Annotated in this window: 13 protein-coding genes; all 13 read right to left on the bottom strand. The window is 67.0% G+C overall.

The window, feature by feature from the left end; translation table 11 throughout:
- Positions 1-21 precede the first annotated feature (21 nt).
- The 13 genes from KOL99_RS20500 to KOL99_RS20440 all read right to left on the bottom strand — a co-directional run bounded on the left by KOL99_RS20500 (position 22) and on the right by KOL99_RS20440 (position 18,795).
- Positions 22-2,658 (bottom strand): PAS domain-containing hybrid sensor histidine kinase/response regulator, encoded by a 2,637-nt coding sequence (locus tag KOL99_RS20500; protein ID WP_216512325.1) that lies wholly within the window; start codon positions 2,656-2,658, stop codon positions 22-24.
- 135 nt (positions 2,659-2,793) lie between these two features.
- Positions 2,794-4,425: a methyl-accepting chemotaxis protein gene (locus tag KOL99_RS20495; RefSeq protein WP_216512324.1), complete on the bottom strand. Its 1,632-nt coding sequence runs from the start codon at positions 4,423-4,425 to the stop codon at positions 2,794-2,796.
- A gap of 327 nt (positions 4,426-4,752) precedes the next feature.
- Complete coding sequence (locus KOL99_RS20490; RefSeq protein ID WP_216512323.1) at positions 4,753-6,141, bottom strand: sigma-54-dependent transcriptional regulator; 1,389 nt, start codon at positions 6,139-6,141, stop codon at positions 4,753-4,755.
- 241 nt (positions 6,142-6,382) lie between these two features.
- Complete coding sequence (locus KOL99_RS20485) at positions 6,383-7,423, bottom strand: protein-glutamate methylesterase/protein-glutamine glutaminase (RefSeq protein WP_236026508.1); 1,041 nt, start codon at positions 7,421-7,423, stop codon at positions 6,383-6,385.
- A gap of 13 nt (positions 7,424-7,436) precedes the next feature.
- Positions 7,437-8,285 carry a CheR family methyltransferase gene (locus KOL99_RS20480; protein ID WP_216512321.1) on the bottom strand — a complete coding sequence of 283 codons (849 nt, stop codon included), beginning with the start codon at positions 8,283-8,285 and terminating at the stop codon, positions 7,437-7,439.
- Positions 8,282-10,573, bottom strand: a complete 2,292-nt coding sequence (locus tag KOL99_RS20475) for a HEAT repeat domain-containing protein (RefSeq protein ID WP_216512320.1) — start codon at positions 10,571-10,573, stop codon at positions 8,282-8,284. The genes KOL99_RS20480 and KOL99_RS20475 overlap by 4 nt, the downstream gene beginning before the upstream one ends.
- Before the next feature lie 55 nt (positions 10,574-10,628).
- The gene (locus KOL99_RS20470; protein ID WP_216512319.1) at positions 10,629-11,564 is read right to left on the bottom strand and encodes a CheR family methyltransferase; all 936 of its coding nucleotides are present in this window, start codon (positions 11,562-11,564) and stop codon (positions 10,629-10,631) included.
- A 1-nt stretch (position 11,565) separates the two neighbouring features.
- Entirely contained in the window at positions 11,566-13,872 is a 2,307-nt protein-coding gene (locus tag KOL99_RS20465; RefSeq protein ID WP_216512318.1) for a methyl-accepting chemotaxis protein, read from the bottom strand.
- A 30-nt stretch (positions 13,873-13,902) separates the two neighbouring features.
- Positions 13,903-14,445: a chemotaxis protein CheW gene (locus KOL99_RS20460; protein ID WP_216512317.1), complete on the bottom strand. Its 543-nt coding sequence runs from the start codon at positions 14,443-14,445 to the stop codon at positions 13,903-13,905.
- A gap of 38 nt (positions 14,446-14,483) precedes the next feature.
- Positions 14,484-16,124, bottom strand: coding sequence for a chemotaxis protein CheA (locus tag KOL99_RS20455; RefSeq protein ID WP_216512316.1), 1,641 nt, complete (start codon positions 16,122-16,124; stop codon positions 14,484-14,486).
- Entirely contained in the window at positions 16,114-16,533 is a 420-nt protein-coding gene (locus tag KOL99_RS20450) for a response regulator (RefSeq protein WP_216512315.1), read from the bottom strand. Before KOL99_RS20450 ends, KOL99_RS20455 begins: the two co-directional genes overlap by 11 nt.
- A gap of 66 nt (positions 16,534-16,599) precedes the next feature.
- The gene (locus KOL99_RS20445; protein WP_216512314.1) at positions 16,600-17,016 is read right to left on the bottom strand and encodes a response regulator; all 417 of its coding nucleotides are present in this window, start codon (positions 17,014-17,016) and stop codon (positions 16,600-16,602) included.
- A 369-nt stretch (positions 17,017-17,385) separates the two neighbouring features.
- Complete coding sequence (locus tag KOL99_RS20440; RefSeq protein WP_216512313.1) at positions 17,386-18,795, bottom strand: sigma-54-dependent transcriptional regulator; 1,410 nt, start codon at positions 18,793-18,795, stop codon at positions 17,386-17,388.
- Between the last annotated feature and the right edge of the window lie 103 nt (positions 18,796-18,898).

Raw genomic sequence — 18,898 nt, 5'->3', positions numbered from 1 at the left:
CGTTTTTGCCGCTGCACACCTTCAGCCGTTCGACCTGCGCACCGCAGCGGCGCCGCCCGCTTCGGGGGACGCGCTGCTGGTAAGGTTACGCCACCCCTCGGCCTGCAGGCAGGCGATGGTTTCCTTGAGCTCCTCCCGGAAATCGAAGAGGACGCGGGTCAGGTCCCCTTCCCCCTTCAAGGCACTCTCCAGCCGCTGCGCGGCCCCGTGCAGCGGCTTGGCCGCCAGTACCCCGGCGATCCCCTTCACCGAATGGGCGAGCCGCGCCGCCTCCTCCTTGTTGCCGCCCCGGATCTCACGCTCGATCTCGTCCCCCTGGTCCCGGTACTCGCGCTCGAACTGGCCGAGCAGGTCCCGATACAGGGCCCGGTCGCCGCCGGTCTGGCGCACGCCGGTCTCGAAATCGATCTTCGCCACCGGCGGCCGCTCATCGACCTGCTCCGGGGATGCCGGCGGCAGCGCCCCCGGCCCCTTGAGGCAGACCGCGATGGCGCCGTAGAGGGATTCGGGCGTGAAGGGCTTGGCGATGTGGCCGTTCATGCCGGCGGCGAGGCTTGCCGCCACGTCGGGCTCCATGGCGTTGGCGGAAACCGCCAGGATCGGGAGGGACTCCGTCCCCGGCTTGCCGAGCGCCCGGATCTCCCGGGCGGCGGTAAGCCCGTCCTTGCCCGGCATCCGGATGTCCATCAGCACCAGGTCGAAGTCCCTGGTCCGCACCAACTCCACCGCCTCGTCGCCGTCGCCGGCGACCGTCACCTGCAGTCCCCCACGCTCCAGCAGGGCGAGCGCCACCTTCTGGTTGAAAGGGTTGTCCTCGACCAGGAGGACCCGCTGCTGGCAAAAGGGGGTGAAGCCGGTCTCCTTCTTGGGCACCGCCCCGCTCTCGCCCGCCGCGATGCCGAACGGGAGCCAGAACGAGAAGGTGCTCCCCAGGCCGGGGATGCTCTCGCACCAGATCTCCCCCTTCATCATGCTGGTGAGACGTTTGCAGATGGCGAGGCCCAGGCCGGTGCCGCCGTGGCTGCGGGTGATCGAGCCGTCCAACTGGGTGAAGGCCTGGAACAGCCGGGCCTGGTCCTCGGCCAGGATGCCGATGCCGGAGTCGCGCACCGCGAAGATCAGTTCCGCCGAGCCGGCATCCTTGCGGGCCAGCTTGACGGCGACCTGGACGCTGCCGTGGCGGGTGAATTTGAGGGCGTTGCTCAAGAGGTTGTTGAGGATCTGGGCCAGGCGCATCGGGTCGCCGGTAAGCAGTTCCGGGATCTGGGCGTCCAGTTCGACGCGCAGGTCGACCCCCTGCTGGCGCGCCCTCAGGGAGTAAACCGCCAGGAGCTCCGCCACCACGTCCTGCAGGGAGAAGCTGACCCGATCGATCATGAGCTTGCCCGCCTCGATCTTGGAGAAGTCGAGCACGTCGTTGATGATCCCCAACAGGAGGTCGGCCGAGACCATCAGCGTCCGCAGGTACTCGCTTTGGCGCGGGGTGAGTTCGGTCTCCCGCAGCAAGTGCCCGGCCCCGACAATGGCGTTCATGGGGGTGCGGATCTCGTGGCTCATGTTGGCCAGGAAGTCGCTCTTGGCGGCCGAGGCGCGCGCCGACTTCACCGCCAGTTCGTTGGCCCGCTGCACCGTCCTGACCAGCTGCCGGTTGGCCTCCTCCTGCAGGCGGGTGCTTTCCATGAGGGCCGCCTCGCTGCGCTTGCGCTGCGAGATGTCGACCATGATCCAGACGAAATTCCCCACCTCGTCGGTCTCGTCCAGTACCGGCGTTACCGTCACCTCCTGCTCCAGCGCGGTTCCGTCGCCGCGACGCCCCGGCAGCTCGCCCTGCCAGGGGCGCCTCGCCTCCAGGCTCTCGGCAAGCCCGGCCAGGAGCTCCGGGTCACCGTCGGCTGCGAACAGCGAGCGCGGGTCCTTGCCCAGCAGTTGCTCCAGCGCGCACCCAAGGATCCGGCAGAGCGCCTGGTTCACCCAGATGATCCTCTGCTGCCTGTTGGCGATGATGATGCCGTTCATCGCCGCCTCCAGCGCCGCCCCCTGCAGGCGCAACCGTTCCTCGACCTCGCGCCGCGCGCTGACGTCCCGGAAGGTGAGCACGGCGCCGGGGTGGCTGCCGCCGGCGAGCACGCTGCAGCTGAAGTCGGCGCTGAAGGAGCTGCCGTTTTTGCGCCAGAGCAGTTCGTTGCGCGAGCGCTGCCGACTGCCGCCGGCGAAGGCGGCGTTCAGCAGGCAACTCTCCTTGGCGCAGTGGCTGCAGTCGGGAGTTTTACCGTGGTGCATCACCTCGCGCAGGTCCCGGCCCACCAATTCCCCCTCCCGGTACCCCAGCAGTTCGTGTGCGGCCTGGTTGGCGAAGGTGACGCACCCGGTCCCGTCCACCGAGACCACCCCCTCCTCGACCGACTTCAGCAGCAGCGAGGCGTGCGGCCCACCCTCATCCGCGCCGGGGTCGTCGCGCCGCGCCGTGTACTGCCAGGCCAGGAACCCGCCGAAGACGGTGCAGGCGACGGCGACGAGCAGCAGGGCGGACTGCCTCAGGTCGAGGCCGCCGCCCCCTCCCCGCAGCGTGTCCAGGAAAAGGGAGGTGAGTCCCCCCTGCAGGACCACCAATGCCAGCGTGCTTACTATGGTTATTTTCAGGCTGCGTTCCGCGTTCATGACGCCACCTCTGTATGTTTGAACCTGTCTCGGTCGCCATCGATCCGATCTGGGGGAGGTATTTTCCTGTTCGGGGGGAACCGCGTCGCACTTGAGTCCAAAGTCGCGGTTCCCGTTTCCCCTTAAGCCGCGGCGCTAGGCGACCCTGAAGCGGGCCACCAGCGTCTGCAGCTCGTCCGCCTGCTGGGCCAACTGCGCCGCGGCCATGGCGGTTTCCTCGGCGCCGCGCGCGGTGTGCTGCACCACGTCGGTGATCTGCTGGATGTTCGAGGTGACCTCGGTGGTGGTGGCGGTCTGCTCCTCGGCGGCGGTGGCGATCTGGCTCACCTGCAGCGAGACCTCGCTGATGCACCTGAGGATCTCTTCCAGCGCCTGCCCGGAGCGCTGCGACGAAGCCGCTCCCTTCTCGGCCTCCTGCACACCCTCGTCCATGGCGCGCACCGCCTCGCGGGTCTCACCCTGGATCGCCTTGATCATGGTGCCGATCTCCTTGGTCGCCTTGCTGGTCCGCTCCGCCAGCGCCCGCACCTCGTCGGCGACGACCGCAAAGCCGCGCCCCTGCTCGCCGGCCCGGGCCGCCTCGATGGCGGCGTTCAGCGCGAGGAGGTTGGTCTGGTCCGCGATGTCCTCGATGGTCCCCACGATGTCGCCGATCTCCTCGGAACGCTGCCCGAGCGCCTCCACCGTTTTGGAGGTCCGGCGCACCCGGCCGGCGATCTCCTCCATGCCGACGATGGTTTCCTGCACCACCTTGGCCCCCTGGTTGGCGGACTGGGTGGACTGACGCGATGCCTCGGCGGCGAGGACGCAATTGCGGGCGATGTCCGCGCTGGTGGCCGCCATCTCCTCGCTGCCGGTGGCCACGGTCCCGGTCTGGGACGCGACCTCCTCGGCGCCGGTGGCGATCTGGGCGGAGGTCCCCTGAAGCTGGGTCGAAGCGGAGGCGATGCTACTGGAAATCTGCACGGTCTGGGTTACCAGTCCCCTGAGGCTTTGCACCATGTGCCCCATCGCCGCCTGGAGTTGGCCGGTCTCGTCCTTGGAATCCACCACCACCTCGACGGTCAGATCCCCCTCGGCCAGCCGGTTCGCCACCTGCACCGCCTTGACCAGCGGGCGGGTGATCATCCTGGTGATGACCACGCCGAGCACCAGCGCGAGGATGAGCCCCAGCGCCAGCAGGCCCGCGATGGAGCGAGCCGCCGACGCGGCGGCCAGTTCGTTGTTATGGGCGGTGGTCTTGCCTTGCAGCTCCTTGGCCGCCATCAGCTTGTCCAGCAGCGCCTGCTGTTTAAGGGCGGCGTCCTTGCCGGCGCCGTGCAGGAGCTCCTTCGCCTCGGCGTCGTGCCCCGCCTCGTCCAGCGACAGTATCTTTTCCACGTAGCCAAGGTACGCCGACCTCGCCTGCACGAAATCACGAAACAGGCCCCGCTCCTGCTCGGTGGTGATGGCTTTCTCGTACCGCTCGGCACGCTCGGAAATGTTCTTGCGCAGCGTTGCGACCGTGTCCACGTACCGCTGGCGCTGCGTCGGGTCGGTCGCCTCCACCACGTCGCGCACGTTGATCCGGACCCGCTGGAAGGAGACCGACATTCCCGCCAGTTCGCCGAGGGGTACGGTGACGGTCTCGTAGGTTTTCTTCCCCTCGGCGTTGAGGTTGTTGGTCACCCTGATGCCGATGTACCCGATGATCGCGGCTATTATGGCCACGCAGGCGAAACCTGCTGCCAGCTTCACGCCTACTTTAAGATCTCTGATCGTTTTCATGTCATGTCTCCCGTGTCTGAAGTAGTGGCGGCACCCCCCCGGAGGGAGGTTGGTGGCCGGTACCGCCGCCCTGTCCCGTACGGGACAATGAGGACCACCTTGATCTTGTATGAGCATAGCCGGTGCCAAAACCGTAACCGGCGTAATTCCGGCGCGTTGAATCGAAGCGGGACACGCCCCGTTGTCCCCCAGCGGGACAGTGTGTGCGCGAGCGGGACAAAGCGGAGGGGCAATCCCCCAACAAATCCATAGGCAAAGAGACGGTTGGGTCATTCCGGAAGAGCCAAAACCAGAGGGGACAGCGCCAGGAGGAAGAATCGAGGCGGGTCAGGTACGGTAAAAGGCCTTGCGGTTCACCTTGAGCAGTTGGGACGCCTTGGACTTGTTGCCGCCGCAGCGCTCGAGGGTTATGCCAAGAATCTGGTCGCTCAGCGCGTCGAGGGAGAGCTCCTCGACCGGAAGCGACAGGTGGTAGCTGACCCGGCTCGGGTCGGCCGTGCTCCGCGTCCCTTCATCCGCCCCCTCCCCGCTGTCGGGCGCGGCGCCGGCGAGCCCCAGGTGGGCGGGACGGATCAGCTCGTTGTCGGTCAGGATCGCGGCCCGCTCCAGGCAGTTGCGCAGCTCGCGCACGTTGCCGGGCCAGCGGTACTCCAGCATCAGCTCCATCGCCTGCGGCGAGATCCCCGGCAGCGGCTTGCCCAGGTGCTGGCGCAGCTGCTCCAGGATGTGGCCGCACAGGATCGGGATGTCGTCCTTTCTCTGCCAAAGCGGCGGTATGGTCAGCGGGAAGACGTTGACGCGGTGGTAGAGGTCCTCGCGGAAGCGCCCCGCCGCGACCAGGTCGGCCAGGCTGCGGTTGGTGGCGACGATGACGCGGCAGGCGACCGGGATGGGGGTGTTGCTGCCGATCTTCTCGAAGACCCGCTCCTGGAGCACGCGCAACAGTTTGGCCTGCAGGGAGAGCGGCATGTCCCCGATCTCGTCCAGCAGGATGGTCCCCTTGCGGGCCAGGCTGAACTTCCCCTCCCGGTCCCGGTCGGCGCCGGTGAAGGCGCCGCGCACGTGCCCGAAGAGCTCGCTCTCCATGAGGTGCTCGGGGATGGCGGCGCAGTTCACCGCGACGAACTCGGCCGGAAGCCCCTTGCCGGCGAAATGGATGGCGCGCGCCAGGACCTCCTTGCCGGAACCGCTCTCCCCGTAGATCGCCACCGTGGTCTGACGCGCCGCGGCCACCCGCGAGGCGAGCTCAAGCACCTGCTTCATGGCCGGATTAACCGTCACCACGCTCTGGAAGGTGTAGCGCTCGGTCAGAAGCCCCTTGATCTGCTCGTTCTCCTGGACCACCCGCTGGTAGTCGAGGGCGCGCTGGATGGTGATGCGCAGGTCTTCCGGGTCGTAGGGCTTCTCAAGGTAGTCGTAGGCGCCGCGCCGCATCGCCTCGACGGCGCTCTCCACGCTGCCGTGTGCCGTGATCACGATGATGGGCGTCGCGGGATACAGCTTCTGCACCGAGCCGATCAGCTGCAGGCCGTCCATCCTGGGCATGACCAGGTCGGAGAGCACCAGGTCGACCGCCTGCCGCTCGAGGATCTCCAGCGCCTGCAGTCCGTCGACGGCGCTGACGACGTCATAGCCGATCTCGCGCAGTTGACGCTCCAAGAGGAAGCGGAACACGGGTTCGTCATCGACGGCGAGGATCTTGGTGGTGTGGGACATTTCGTCGGCTCCGCGGTTGAGGTTCCCTGACTTATCGGCAGCTCGCGGCGGAGCTTGAGCCGATCGGGCCATGGGCGCGGAAGGAGCGGCAATGAACGAGGTTGAAGCGGTGGGGAAAGGGGCGGCGGGAAAGGGGCGACCCGGAAAAAAGGGGGGCGGCGGAAGGGGGCGACTCGGGGAAAAGGGGGCGGCGGGCAGGTGGCGCCCCGCCGCCGGTCGGGCGCGGTAACCGGCGCTGCCGCTAGATCATGCCGGTTATGGTGTCGGAAACCTGGTACAGCGGCACCGCGGCGTCGACGCTGACCGCCGCCGCGACCGCCTTGGGCATGCCGTAGACGATGGCGGTCTCCTCGGTCTCCACCACGACCCGCCCCCCCGCCTTCTTGATCGCCCGCGCGCCGTCGGCGCCGTCCTTCCCCATGCCGGTCAGGACCACGCCGAGGGAACGGTTGCCGCAGACCTCGGCGGCGGATTCGAAGAGCGCGTCGACCGACGGGCAATGCAGGTGGCCGCCGGAGACCGGGTCGAGCCAGACCTGGAGGGCGCCGTCCGTGCGCCTGAGCCGCATGTGCCAGCCCGCGGGGGCCACGTAGGCGTTGCCCGGCAGCACCGTCTCGCCGTCGCTCGCCTCCCGGACCGTCAGGGTGCTGTTGCGGTCCAGTCGCGCGGCCAGCGAGGTGGTGAACCCCGGCGGCATGTGCTGGACGATGAGGATCGGGCAGGGAGGGTGCTGGAGCCGGCTCAGGACGTGTTGCAGCGCGGGAGGGCCGCCAGTCGAGGTCCCGATGACCACGACCTCGGTGCCGACGCTGCGCGCTTTACCCGGGGAGACAGGCGCCGCTTCCCGCCTGCGCGCCGCGCCGTGCAGCTTTTCCAGGTCGACGCAGGCCGCCACCTTGATCTTCCCGGTCAGCTCCCTGGCCAGGACGCCGATGTCCATGGCGCCCCCCGCGGAGCTCTTGTCGACGAAGTCCACCGCCCCGATCTCGAGGGCCCTGAGGGTCTTCTCCCCCCCCTTCCCCGTCAGGCAACTGAACATGATCACCGGCGCCGGACACTCCTTCATGATCAGCTCCAGCGCGGAAAGACCGTCGAGGACCGGCATCTGCACGTCGAGGGTGATCACGTCCGGACGCAGACTCCTGGCGAGTTCCACCGCGCTCTCGCCGTTGGCCGCGACACCGATGACCTCGATCTCGGTGCTCTCCTCGAACATCCGCAGGATGGCACGACGCACGAAAGCCGAGTCGTCGACGACCAGCACCCTGATTTTCCTCTTCAAGTCCCCCAACGCGTCACTCCCTCTTCTGATAGATGATGGCACCCGGAAAACGCAGCGGCAGATAGGGCGTCTCCGTCCTGGAAAGCGATTCCGAATGCCCCAGGAACAGGTAGTCCCCCGGCGCCTGCAGCGCCGAGAAGTTGTCCACCACCCGCTTCACGGTCTCCTCCGCGAAATAGATGAGGACGTTGCGGCACAGGATGACGTCGAAGCGCCCCCCAACTAGGCTGTCACCCGGCTCGAGCAGGTTTCCCCGGACGAAGCTGGTCCATTTCCTCAGGATCGGCCTGATGGCGAGTTTGTCCCCCTGGGGTTTCAGGTACCTGCGCACCAGCTCCGGATCGGCTGCCCAGAAGGCACGCCGGGTGTAGAGTCCCTGCCGGGCCGCGTCCAGGACCCGCGGGTCGATGTCGATGCCGGTGATGCGCACGTCCCAGTCCCAGGAGAAGCACCCCGATTCCAGAAGGAGCATGGCCAGGGTGTAGACCTCCTCGCCGCTGGAGCAGCCGGCGGAGAGGAGGCGGACGGTCCGCTCGCCGCGGGCAAGCTTCCGCTCCTTGAGCGCCGGCAGCACCTCCTGCGCAAGGACCGACAGCTGGGCCGCCTCCCGGTAGAAGTAGGTCTCGTTGTTGGTCAGCAGCGGAACCAGTCGCTGCCACTCCGCGTCTCTTCCCGGGGAGAACTTCAAGTAGCAGTAGTACTCGGTGAAGCTCTTCAGCCGCAACTCCTCCAGCCGGTGGCAAAGCTTTCCGGCGAGGTTATTCCTGGTGCCGTCCTCCAGCACCAGCCCCAGGGATTCGGCCACGTGCTCCTTGAGCAGTCTGAACTCCTCGGCCTGCATGGCGATTTTCTCCACCATCATGCGAGGTATTCCCGCTGTGCGAAACTCTTCAGGGCCAACTCCGCCCTCGCCCGGACTTCAGCGCTCTGGTCCTCCTTTCTCACCTGGATCAGCCGCTTCAAGGGGAGGGTGTCGTAGCAGTGGCACAGCGCGTCGATGCAGGCGAGCCGGACGATCTCGCTCTCGTCTTCGAGGAGCTCCAACAGCGGGTCAACGCTCTTGTTGTCGGCGATCTTGCCGATCACGTCAATGACCCGCTCGCGCAGCTCCGCGTTGTAGTTCTTCTTCATGAGACGGTGCAGCCAGGGAAGCCCGCCGCGCCCGAACGCGACCAGCGCCTCGAAGGCATGTCTACCGACCTCCGGGTCGGGGAGCAGCGCCACCAGCTCCGGAACGGTGATCGGGTTGCGCAGCTCCCCGAGCACCGTGATGGCATGCTTGCGCACCATGGCATCGGCGTCGCTCATCCCCTTTAGCAGCAGCGGCAGTTCGCGCCCCCCGCCGATCTTGCCCAGCACGCGCAGGGCCGCGATGCGCACGCTCCAGTGGGGATCGCCGACCGCTTCCTCCACCGCCTTGAGCGATTCCTGGTCGGCCAGCTCCCCCAGGGTGTAGACCGCGAGCCGCCGGATGTCGGGATCGGCATGCTTCAGGTACCGCCTGGTCACCAGGTCGGAGGCCTCCCGGTAGGCGAGTTTGCCCAGGGTTTCCACGATGGCGTACTCGAGCTGGCGCGACACGCCCCGGCAAAGGTACTCCACCAGGAACGCGCCCGCCTCGCGCACCCCGATGTCGCCGATCGCCCGGATCACGCAGTAGTCGAGATCCTCGCGTCCGCTCCCCAAAAGGGCGAGGAGCTCGTCCACGAGCATCGGCTCCCCCAGTTCCGCCGCTGCCAGGACCGCGGCCTCGCGCACCGACTCCTCCGGGTCGCACAGCGCGCGGCACAAAAGCGGCACGGCGTGGGAGACCTGCTGCTTCCCGATGGAACGCACGAGCTCCGCCCGCACCTCGGCATCGTCGTCCAAGCTGAGCAGGCGCAGGTTCTCGATGCCCCCCCCCTGCTTGAGGCACCCAAGGAGCATGGCGGCGCGGCGGCGCGACTGCGGCTCGGGGGAGTGCGCCAGTTGGGCGAACAGATCCAGCACCGGCCCGAGGCGATGGCGCGCGAGGGCCAGCGCCGCCTGCTGCGCCAGCGCGTCGCTCCCTTCTGCCAGCATCAGTTGCAGCTGCGGCAAGAGCGACTCGTCCGGGAAGGACTGCAGCGTCTCCAGCACCTCGAACCGCACCGCCTCGTCCTCCTGGGCGAGCAGGCGCGCCAGTTCGCCGGGCTGGCAGGGAATGCCGAGCCAGCGCAAAGCGCGCAGCGCGACCACCCGTACGGCGGCGCTGTCATGGTCCAACGCCGCCAACAGCTCCCCCTCGGCCGGTCTCCCCAGCGCGAGGACTGCGTTCTCCACCACCTCGAGGTTGCGTTCGTCCGCCAAAAGCGTGAAGAAGCCGTCCAGGGCGGAAAGTTCCCCCATCCCCCCAAGGAGCATCGCCGCGGCCTGCGACGATTGCGGGTCCCCCTCTTCCTGCAGCATCGACTTGAGCCGTTCGACGCCGCGTGCGGCGAGCAGCTGGCGCAGCCGTTCCTGCTGGGTCCCGATCTCGATGCGGTTTTTGTAGCTCGACTGGTCGTTCAGGCCGTTGTTGATGGACGCCATGGCGCGCGCCACGCCGCGGGCGAGTTCCTCGTCCACGAAGGGGAGAATGCCCGCCAGCGCGTAGAGGGCACGCTGGTCACCGACCTTCCCCAGCGCCTCGATCACCGCGCCGCGCAGCATTTCGTCGTCAAGTAGCGGCAAGAGGTGGGGGACGGCGCGGTAATCCCTGAGTTCGCCGATGGCGCAGATGGCGGGGTACTGCAGCCAGAAATCCCCCTTCAACAGCTCCAGAAGCGGTACCAGCGCGCTGCGGTCGCCGATCTTGCCCAGGGCCTCGGCGGCGGAATGGCTCACGTTGCTGTCCGGGTCGGCAAGCGCCGCGATCAGGTCTCCCACCGCGTCGCGGCTGCCGATGTCCCCGAGCATGACCGCGCTGAAGTTGCGGATCTCCTCGTCGGCGTCGGTCAAGAGTCGGCCCAGGCGCGGCACGGCTTCCCCGCCGAACTTGACCAGCACCTCCATGGCGCCGTTTCTCAGGTCGGCGTTGTCGTTGTCGCGGACCGCCGCCTCCAAGCCGAGATAGATCGCTTCCAGGCCGCGGCCGATGATGATGTCCAGGGCCTCGTTCTTGCGCCCGCGCTGGGCATCGCCGACGAACACAAGGAGCTCCGGTAATGAACGTTCCTGCAATCGGGTCAACTCGGCGCCAACGGGCTCATAAAGATGAAGCATGTTCTATGTTCTCCAGTTTGCGGTACACGAGACAGCCGGCCTTGGGAACCACCGCGAGATCGTGGTTGAAAAGGTGCAGGGGCTCGGCGTCCCCGGTGAAAAGGTGCCCCCCCGGGGCCAGCAGCCGGGACAGGGTTTCCACGAGGAGCTGCTGGCAGGCGGGGGAGAAGTAGATCATCACGTTGCGGCAAAAGACGAGGTCGTACCCCCCCCAGCCGGTATCGCTCCCGGCGGGAAGGTCCCCCCCCATGAGCTCGTTCAGGTTGAGCGGAATCACCCGCACCAGCGACCTCAGCTCCTCCCCCGCGAAGGCCCCGCCGGACGTGGCGGTGAAGTACTTCCGGAGCAGGTCGGGCGGGATGTTGTGCAACCGTTCGGTCTCGTAGAACCCCTCCCGCGCGGCCTTCAGGCAGCTCTTGCTGATGTCGCCGGCGACCACCTCGATGTCCCATGCCTTGGGATAGCGCAGCCCCTCGAGCAGCGTCATCGCGACGGAGTAGGGCTCCTCGCCGGTGGAACAGCCGGCGCAGAGGATGCGCAGCTTCATGATCCCCCGCCCCCCCCCGCTCCCCCCCCACGAGCGCATCATCTCCCGCCCCCGCGCGAGCTCAAGCTCCGGCAGCACCACCTCGCGCAGGTGCGTGAACTGGTCGGGGTTGCGGAAGAAGAAGGTCTCGTTGATGGTCAAAAGGTCGAGCAGGGTGGTGTACTCGCCGGGCGTCCGCTCCAGGTGGTCCAGGTAGGAGCAGCAGTCGGCAAGGCCCAGCTGCGCCAGCCGGCCTTCCACCCGCTGCCGGAACAGGGAGAGCTTACGGGGAGCGAAGTAGAGCCTGCTCAGCTGGAAGACCCGCTCCCGTATCCTGTCCAGGCAGGGGTCGGGGAGTTCGTCCCCGTATGCCCGGCGTGCCGCGATTTCCATGTCAGGCCACCTTGAAGGTCCCCACCAGGGCCGTCATCTCCTCGGCCTGCTGGGTGAGGTTCTGGGCCGCGCGCGAGAGCTGCTCGACGGCGGAGAGGTTCTCCCGGGTGATGTCGCTTATGTTGTCCATGGCGACCACCACCATCTCGCCCCCCTTCTTCTGCTCGGCGGTTGCGTTGGCCACCGACTGGGTCATGGAGGTCATGCTGTTCACCGCGGAGACGATCTGGCGCGCGGAGAGGGACTGTTCGCGGGTGGCGACGGTCACCTGGCTGGTGACCTGGTTCATGTTGTCCACCGCGATGCGGATCTGGCGGCTCCCCAGCGCCTGCTCCTTGGCCGAACCGGTCACCTCCTGGGTGAGCTGGTTCATCCGCTCCACGGCGATGCGGATCTGGCGGCCGCCGGTCGCCTGCTCGCGGGCGGCGTTGGCCACGACGTCCGAGGCCCCGCTCATCTGCTCCACCGCGCGCAGCACCTGGTTGGAGGCGTTGGACTGCTCGGCGGTCATACGGGCTATGTCGGACATGAGGGTGCTGGTGCGGTCGATGCTGGTGACGATGTTGTCGAGCGCGGTCCCCGCCAGCGTGATGAGCTCCATGGAGTTCTTCGCCTCCTGCGAGGCGATCTCGCCGAACTTCACCGACTCGCCGGTGTCGGCCTGCACCTGGCGGATCACCAGGGCGATCTCCTTGGTGGCCCCCATGCTCCGCTCGGCCAGTTTCCGCACCTCGTCGGCCACCACGGCGAAACCGCGCCCGGCGTCGCCGGCGCGCGCCGCCTCGATGGCCGCGTTCAGGGCAAGGAGGTTGGTCTGATCGGCGATTTCGCCGATCACCTTGACGATGTTGCCGATCTCCTCGGAGCGACGCCCGAGGTTCAGGATGGAGTCGGAGGTCTTCTCGATCACCTGGGCCACGCGCCCCATGGCGGCGACCGCCTGCTGCCCCGCCTCGAGGCCGGCCTCACCCTCCTTGGCCGCCCCCTTGGCCACCCGGTCCGCCTCCTCGACGTTCTTCGCCACCTGGCGGATCGACGCGGCCATCTCCTCGATGGTGGCGGAGGAGTCCGCCATCACCTTCTGCAGCTCCTGGGAGTTGCTGGCCACCTGGTCGATGGAGACGGTGATCTGTTCGATGGTGGCCGAGGTCTCGGCGACGGAGGACATCAGTTCTTCGGCGTTTTGCGCCACGTTCTCGATGGAAACGGTCATCTGCTCGATGGTGGCCGAGGTCTCGGCGACCGCGCTCGCCATGACGTCGGCGCTTTTCGCCACCTGCTCGCTGGAAGCGCCCAGTTCCTCGATGGAGGAGGAAACCTCGTCCGCGTTGGCGGCCAGGGCGTCGGCGTTGCCGGCGACGGTCTGGATCGAGGCGGCCATCTGCACCATGGTGGCCGAGGTCTCCTCGGTGGCCGAGGCCTGGCCGTGGGCCGACTTGGTGAGCTGCTGCGTGTTGGCCGAGATCTGGCCGGCGGCGGAGGCCACCTCGCCGGAGGTGCCCCGGATCTTGCCGATCATGGCCATGAGGTTCTGCACCATGATCTGCATGGCGGAGAGGAGTTCCCCCACCTCGTCCTTGGAGTTCACCTCGACCGCCACGGTGAGATCGCCCCGGGCCACGGTCTTCGCCACCTCGACCGCCGCGTTGATGGGGACGGTGATGCTGCGGGTGATCAAAAAGCTCACCAGGATCCCGACGATGAGGCTCACCAGGATGCTCGCAATCACCAGAAGCGACACGTGGCGGGAGAGGTCGATCATGACCTTCTCCTTGCTGTCCATGCGCTGGTTGCTCTCGTCGGCGATCTCCCTGGAGGCCTCCTCGAACTTGTGGATCCCCGTCTTGTACGGCTCGACGGCCGCGTTGGCCTGGGCCGGACTCTTGATGCGACCCGCCTCGATCCCCTGGTAGATCTTGTTGAAACCGGCCTCGTAGGCGAGGAGTTCATCCCGCATCGACTTGATCGCCTCCTTCTCCTTCGGCAGGACCACGACCTTCTCCAGGTCCTTCAGGCGGTTGACGAGGTGGTCGCGCTGTTCGCTCCACTTGGCGAGGTACTCCTTCTCCTTATCGCGGCTGCCGATGTTGAGGAAGAGGTCCTTCTCGTAGCGCCTTAGCCCCACCACGTTGGCCCGCGCCCGGGAGGCGTGTTCCGAGATGGTCGCGTCCCCCTGCAGCATGGCGATGGTGGTCTGGGTGCTCTCCCTCACCCCCCAGTAACCGGTGCCGCCGACGGCGATGACGATGAGCAGCATGATGCCGAAACCAAGGCCGAGCCGGCCCCCTATGCGAACGTTCTTTAACATCCCCTTCTCCTTTACTGGTCGTGCCCCGCGCTAGAGCAGCAGTGCCCGGTTGAGATTCAAAATGATGATGAGGCGGCCGTCGAGCTTCCCCATGCCGCGGATGTAGCTCGCCTCGGCGGTGGTGGCGTCCTCGGGCATCTCCTCCACGAGGCTCGTCGAGAACTGGATCACCTGGCGCACCGAATCGACCAGCATCCCCAGGCGCTTCTCGCCCAGTTCCACCACCACGATGCGCTGCTCCTCGTTCTCCTCGATCTCCGGGCGGGAAAATCGCCGGCGCAGGTCCACCACCGGGATGATCTTGCCGCGCAGGTTGATGACGCCCCGCACGTGCGGGGGAGCCCCGGGAACCTCGGTGATGCCGCCTCCCCGGATGATCTCCTGGACGCTGTTGATGTCGACGCCGTACTCCTCCTTGCCCAGCCGGAAGGTGACCAGCTGCACGGTCCCCGCCCCCTGGGCCGCGGCATCGACCACCACGCCCCGGTCCACCTCCTCCTGGGCCTGTTCGATGAACCGGGCCAGCACGTCCTCCGCCAGTCCGGAGCTTGGGAGGATAAATTGCTCTGCCATGCCTGTCTCCTTTTTGAAAACTCTGATGCCTTTTCGGGTCAGCGCCCCAGTATCGAGGGGATGTCGACGATGAGCGAGACCCGGCCGTCACCGAGCACGGTCCCCCCGGAGATGCCGGGAAGCTCGCCCAGGTAGTCGTCCAGCCCCTTGATGACGATCTCCTGCTGGCCGACCAGCCGGTCCACCACGAGCCCCCCCTTCTTGTCGCCGCTTGCCACCACCACCACGTACTCCTGTTCCCTTTGCTCCGCGCCCTTCCGCCCGAAGAAGCGGTCCAGCCGGTACAGGGGGAGCACCCGGTCGCGCAGCATGATCACCTCGCCGTTGCCGGTGTCGTGGCACTCCGCCCCCCCCACCTGGACGCTCTCCAGGACCCCGGAGAGCGGCACCGCGTAGGTATCGCCCGCCACCTCGACCATGAGCGCCGTGATGATGGCCAGGGTCAGCGGGAGCATCATGGTGAAGGTGGTGCCCCGCCCCCTGCTGGAGTCGATCTCGATGATGCCGTTCAACGAGGAGACGATCTTCTTGACCACGTCGAGCCCGATCCCGCGCCCCGAGGTCTCGGTCACCTCGCTCCTGGTGGAGAAGCCGGGGAGAAAGACCAGCTGCAGGATCTCGGCGTCGCTCATCCCCCGCGCCGCCTCCGGCTCGAGCACGCCCCGGGCCACCGCCTTCTTGCGGATCTCCTCCGGGTCCATGCCGCGGCCGTCGTCGGAGACCGAGATGACGATGTGGTTACTCTCGTGGCGCGCCCTGAGGGTCAGCGTGCCGCGGGTATCCTTGCCGCCGGCGCGCCGCTCGGAGGGGGATTCCAGGCCGTGGTCGACGGCGTTTCGGATCAGGTGCAACAGCGGCTCGCCGATCTCGTCGAGAACGGTCTTGTCGAGCTCGGTATCCTCCCCCTCGAGCTGCAGGCGCACCTCCTTGCCGTGGGCAAGCGAGAGGTCGCGCACCAGGCGCTGGAAGCGCTGGAACACGCTCTTCACCGGGAGCATGCGCACCTTCATGATGGACTGGCGCAGGTCGTCGGTGCTCTTGCCGATCAGCTGGCTGGTCTCGTTGAAGGCGGCCAGAAGCTCCCGGTCGGAGACCTTTTCGCGCAGGCGCTTTTCCAGGGTGGCCAGGGCGGTGCGCTGGATGACCAGCTCGCCCATGAGGTTCAAGAGCTCGTCGAGCTTCTCGAAGTTCACCTTGAGGGTGCTGCTTTTCTGGGTGATGTAGCCGAACTCGCCCTGGGGGGCCGGCCGGGAGGGGCGGGGTTCGGCCGCTTGCCCGGGCGCCGCGCGCAGCTCCTCGAGCGCCGCCTCCTCGGCCGCGAAGTCGAAGCCGGCGTCGGGTGCCTGGGCGAAGCGGAACAGGGCGGAGCGCAAAGCGTTCACCCCGCCGTAGAGCGCGCCGAAGAGCGCGGGGCCCGGGGTGAGGCTGCCGCCCCCGGTCTCCTTCATCACCTCTTCCAGCCGGTGCACGTACTGCTGCAGCGGGGTGAGCCCCATCATGCCGGAGTTCCCCTTGAGGGTGTGCAGGTGCCCCAGGATCAGGGTGACCAGCTCGCCGTCGCATCCCTGCGGCGCGCGCCGCTCCAGCTCGAGGAGAAACCCCTCCACCGCGTCCAGGTGGCTGCCCGCGTCCTCGACGAACTCCTCGATCAGGGTTGAAAAATCGCACTCACCGCTCAAGGGCCATCTCCTCGTCCGGTTCCGGACAGCTTTCGCTCCCCTGCAGCACCCGCACGATCACCTCGTGCAACTGGCTCGGGGTGAACGGCTTGGTCAGGTAGCCGATCGCACCCAGCCTGAGCCCCTGGATGGTGTCGGCCTCCTTCCCCTCGGTGCTGACGATCACCACCGGGACCCGTTGGGTCAGGCCGAGCTGGGACGCCTTCTCCAGGAACTGCACCCCGTTCATCACCGGCATGTTGATGTCCAACAGCACGAGCTGCACGTCGTTTAGCCGCGCCAGGACATCGAGCGCCTCCTGCCCGTTGTGGGCGTCCACCACCTCGCAGCGGTAACGCGCCAGGACCAGGTGGTACATCTGGTGGATCAAGGCGGAATCGTCGACCACCAAAACTTTGTTCAGGTTCATCACGTTTCCCTCTCCATCTCCGGCCGAGGGGCCCGGCCTTGAGCGCCGGCGCCGGTGGCCTTGGGGCTACAGGGTGTTGGCGCGGCGGGGCTCGTCGAACCGGGGCGTGTCGGAGGGGGGCACGAGCTTGTCGATCAGTTCGTGGAGCAGGGTGGGGTTGAAGGGTTTCTTCACGTACCCCTTGGCGCCCAGCTGCAGGCCGCGGATGGTGTCGCTCTCCTTCCCTTCGGTGCTGATGATGACGATCGGGATCCTGCCGGTGATCCCCAGCGCGCCGGCCTTCTCCAGGAACTGCACCCCGTTCATCACCGGCATGTTGATGTCGAGCAGGATGAGCTGGATCCCCTGGTGCCGCTCCAGCAGGTCAAGCGCCTGCTGGCCGTCCATGGCGTCGATAATCTCGCAGCCGTAACGGTTCAGAACCAGGCGGTACATCTTGTGGATCATTTCCGAATCATCGACCACCAGCACTTTCTTAAGCATCATGCACCTCGTTCTCTTTCCTTTCGTGTCAGGCGGCTCCGGGAGTCCCCCGGCCGCTGCCAACGGGGCGGCCTCCCCCGGTAAGGGGCGCACCCCGGCTGATCTGCCATGGCAAGCGCCGTGCCAGCGTAGGGAAAAGTAGGAAGTGCCTGATTACAGGGGTTGCGTGGCGGCGAAAGTGTGGGAGGGGGGGGCGGGGCGAGCAAGATTTCTTGACAGCCCGGCGCGCCGGAAGGAATTTCATTAGAACTGGCGTGACGTTGCGGCGGCGAGCAAGAAATCTTGACAAGGAAAGATTTCTTGTCCGCCGATGGGGGCGCGCGGTGCCGGGAAGGGGGTTTCTAGGGGGAAGTAGGAGAAAGCACTACATTATTTCTTGCTAATTCTCTGATTGAGGGCCTGGCGGCTTATGCCCAAAAGCTCGGCGGCGGCGCGCTGGTTCCCCCCCGAGCGCTTCAGCGCGGCCTCGATGAGACTCTGGGTGAGCTGCGCCAGGGTGGGGAAGCCGTCGGCGAGGTTCAGCCACCGTCCCCCGTCGTCGAGCGACGCCACCGTCGCCGGAACACCGACGCCGGTGGCGTCGCGAAACGGGGCCAGGGGGAGCTTGCCCCGCTGGTGCCGGGTCACCACGTCGAAGACCAGGGCGCGCAATTCCCTGATGTTGCCGGGGAAGCTGTACCCGGCCAGGAGGCTCGCCAGCTCGTAGGGGTACTCCGGAACCTCCTTGTGCAGCGTGTGCGCCGCCTCCTCGACGAAGGTCTCCAAAAGGAGCGGGATGTCCTCGGTCCGCTCGCGCAGCGGCGGGATGTGCACCTGGTGGGCGCAGAGCCGGTAGTAGAGGTCGCGGCGAAAGCTCCCCTCGCTGATGGCGGCGGCGAGGTCGCGGTTGGTGGCGACCACGACCCGGGCCCGGTTGGCGGCGGGGAGGTCGGACCCCAGCGGGTAGTACTCCCCTTCCTGCAAAAGGCGCAGGAGCTTCACCTGGGTGGGGGGCGACATCTCGCCGATCTCGTCGAGAAAGAGCGTCCCCCCGGCGGCGCGGACGATCATGCCGTCGCGCCCGTGGTCGGCACCGGTGAAGGCCCCCTTCTTGTGCCCGAACAGGGTGTCGGAGAAGACGTGGTCATCCACCCCGGCGCTGTTGACCGGGACGAACGCCCCGCGCCGCCCGCTCAGCTCGTGCAGGGCGCGCGCGATGAGCTCCTTGCCCACCCCCGTCTCGCCGGTGATCAGCACCGGCTGCTCGGTGGGAGCCACCGCCTCCAGATAGCTGAAGATCGCCTTCATGCGCGGGCTCCTGGTCTTGATGGACGTGAAGGCCTCTTCGTTGGCGGGCCTGCCGGTCAAAAGCGACTCGCGCAGCGACTCGATCTCGCGCTGCATGGTGTTGCGGTCCAGCGCCTTCCTGACGCTGGTCACGAAGCGGGTGGCGTCCACCGGCTTCACGATGTAGTCGAAGGCGCCGAGCTTCATGCAGTCGATGGCGGTGTCGACCTCGTTGGCCGCGGTGACGATGATGACCGGAATGCCGGGATAGCCGCAGCTGAGCTCCCCGAGCATCTCCTTGCCCGATATGTGCGGCATCTGCAGGTCGAGGACGATCACCCCCGGCTCCTCCTCGGCCAAAAGCGGCAACAGCTGGCGGATGTCCTCCAGCGTCCTCACCCGCCCAAGCCCCGCCTGCCGCAGCATCACCGACGATCCGAACAGTATCTGCGGCTCGTCATCCACGAGGAGGATGAGGTCCGCCGCGCCCTTCTTGTTTCCCTGTGCTGACATGTGCGCTCCGCCGCCTTTCACTATCCGCTAATGCTAATAGTCAAATGAGTATTTGCCACCTTATCGTCAAAATGTTAAAAGCAAAAGAGTTTTTTTCGCGGAT

It is taken from the genome of Geomonas azotofigens (assembly GCF_018919395.1).
Lineage (GTDB): Bacteria > Desulfobacterota > Desulfuromonadia > Geobacterales > Geobacteraceae > Geomonas > Geomonas azotofigens.
The sequence above is the reverse complement of the archived record's forward strand: the minus strand, read 5'-3'. Positions and strand labels throughout refer to the sequence as shown.

What these genes read in the sequence shown, in the direction of transcription:
- KOL99_RS20500 (WP_216512325.1), bottom strand. Translation starts at nt 2,658, where the DNA reads ATGAACGCGGAACGCAGCCTGAAAATAACCATAGTAAGCACGCTGGCA.
- KOL99_RS20450 (WP_216512315.1), bottom strand. Translation starts at nt 16,533, where the DNA reads ATGAACCTGAACAAAGTTTTGGTGGTCGACGATTCCGCCTTGATCCAC.
- KOL99_RS20480 (WP_216512321.1), bottom strand. Translation starts at nt 8,285, where the DNA reads ATGATGGTGGAGAAAATCGCCATGCAGGCCGAGGAGTTCAGACTGCTC.
- KOL99_RS20445 (WP_216512314.1), bottom strand. Translation starts at nt 17,016, where the DNA reads ATGCTTAAGAAAGTGCTGGTGGTCGATGATTCGGAAATGATCCACAAG.
- KOL99_RS20490 (WP_216512323.1), bottom strand. Translation starts at nt 6,141, where the DNA reads ATGTCCCACACCACCAAGATCCTCGCCGTCGATGACGAACCCGTGTTC.
- KOL99_RS20470 (WP_216512319.1), bottom strand. Translation starts at nt 11,564, where the DNA reads ATGGAAATCGCGGCACGCCGGGCATACGGGGACGAACTCCCCGACCCC.
- KOL99_RS20465 (WP_216512318.1), bottom strand. Translation starts at nt 13,872, where the DNA reads ATGTTAAAGAACGTTCGCATAGGGGGCCGGCTCGGCCTTGGTTTCGGC.
- KOL99_RS20495 (WP_216512324.1), bottom strand. Translation starts at nt 4,425, where the DNA reads ATGAAAACGATCAGAGATCTTAAAGTAGGCGTGAAGCTGGCAGCAGGT.
- KOL99_RS20440 (WP_216512313.1), bottom strand. Translation starts at nt 18,795, where the DNA reads ATGTCAGCACAGGGAAACAAGAAGGGCGCGGCGGACCTCATCCTCCTC.
- KOL99_RS20460 (WP_216512317.1), bottom strand. Translation starts at nt 14,445, where the DNA reads ATGGCAGAGCAATTTATCCTCCCAAGCTCCGGACTGGCGGAGGACGTG.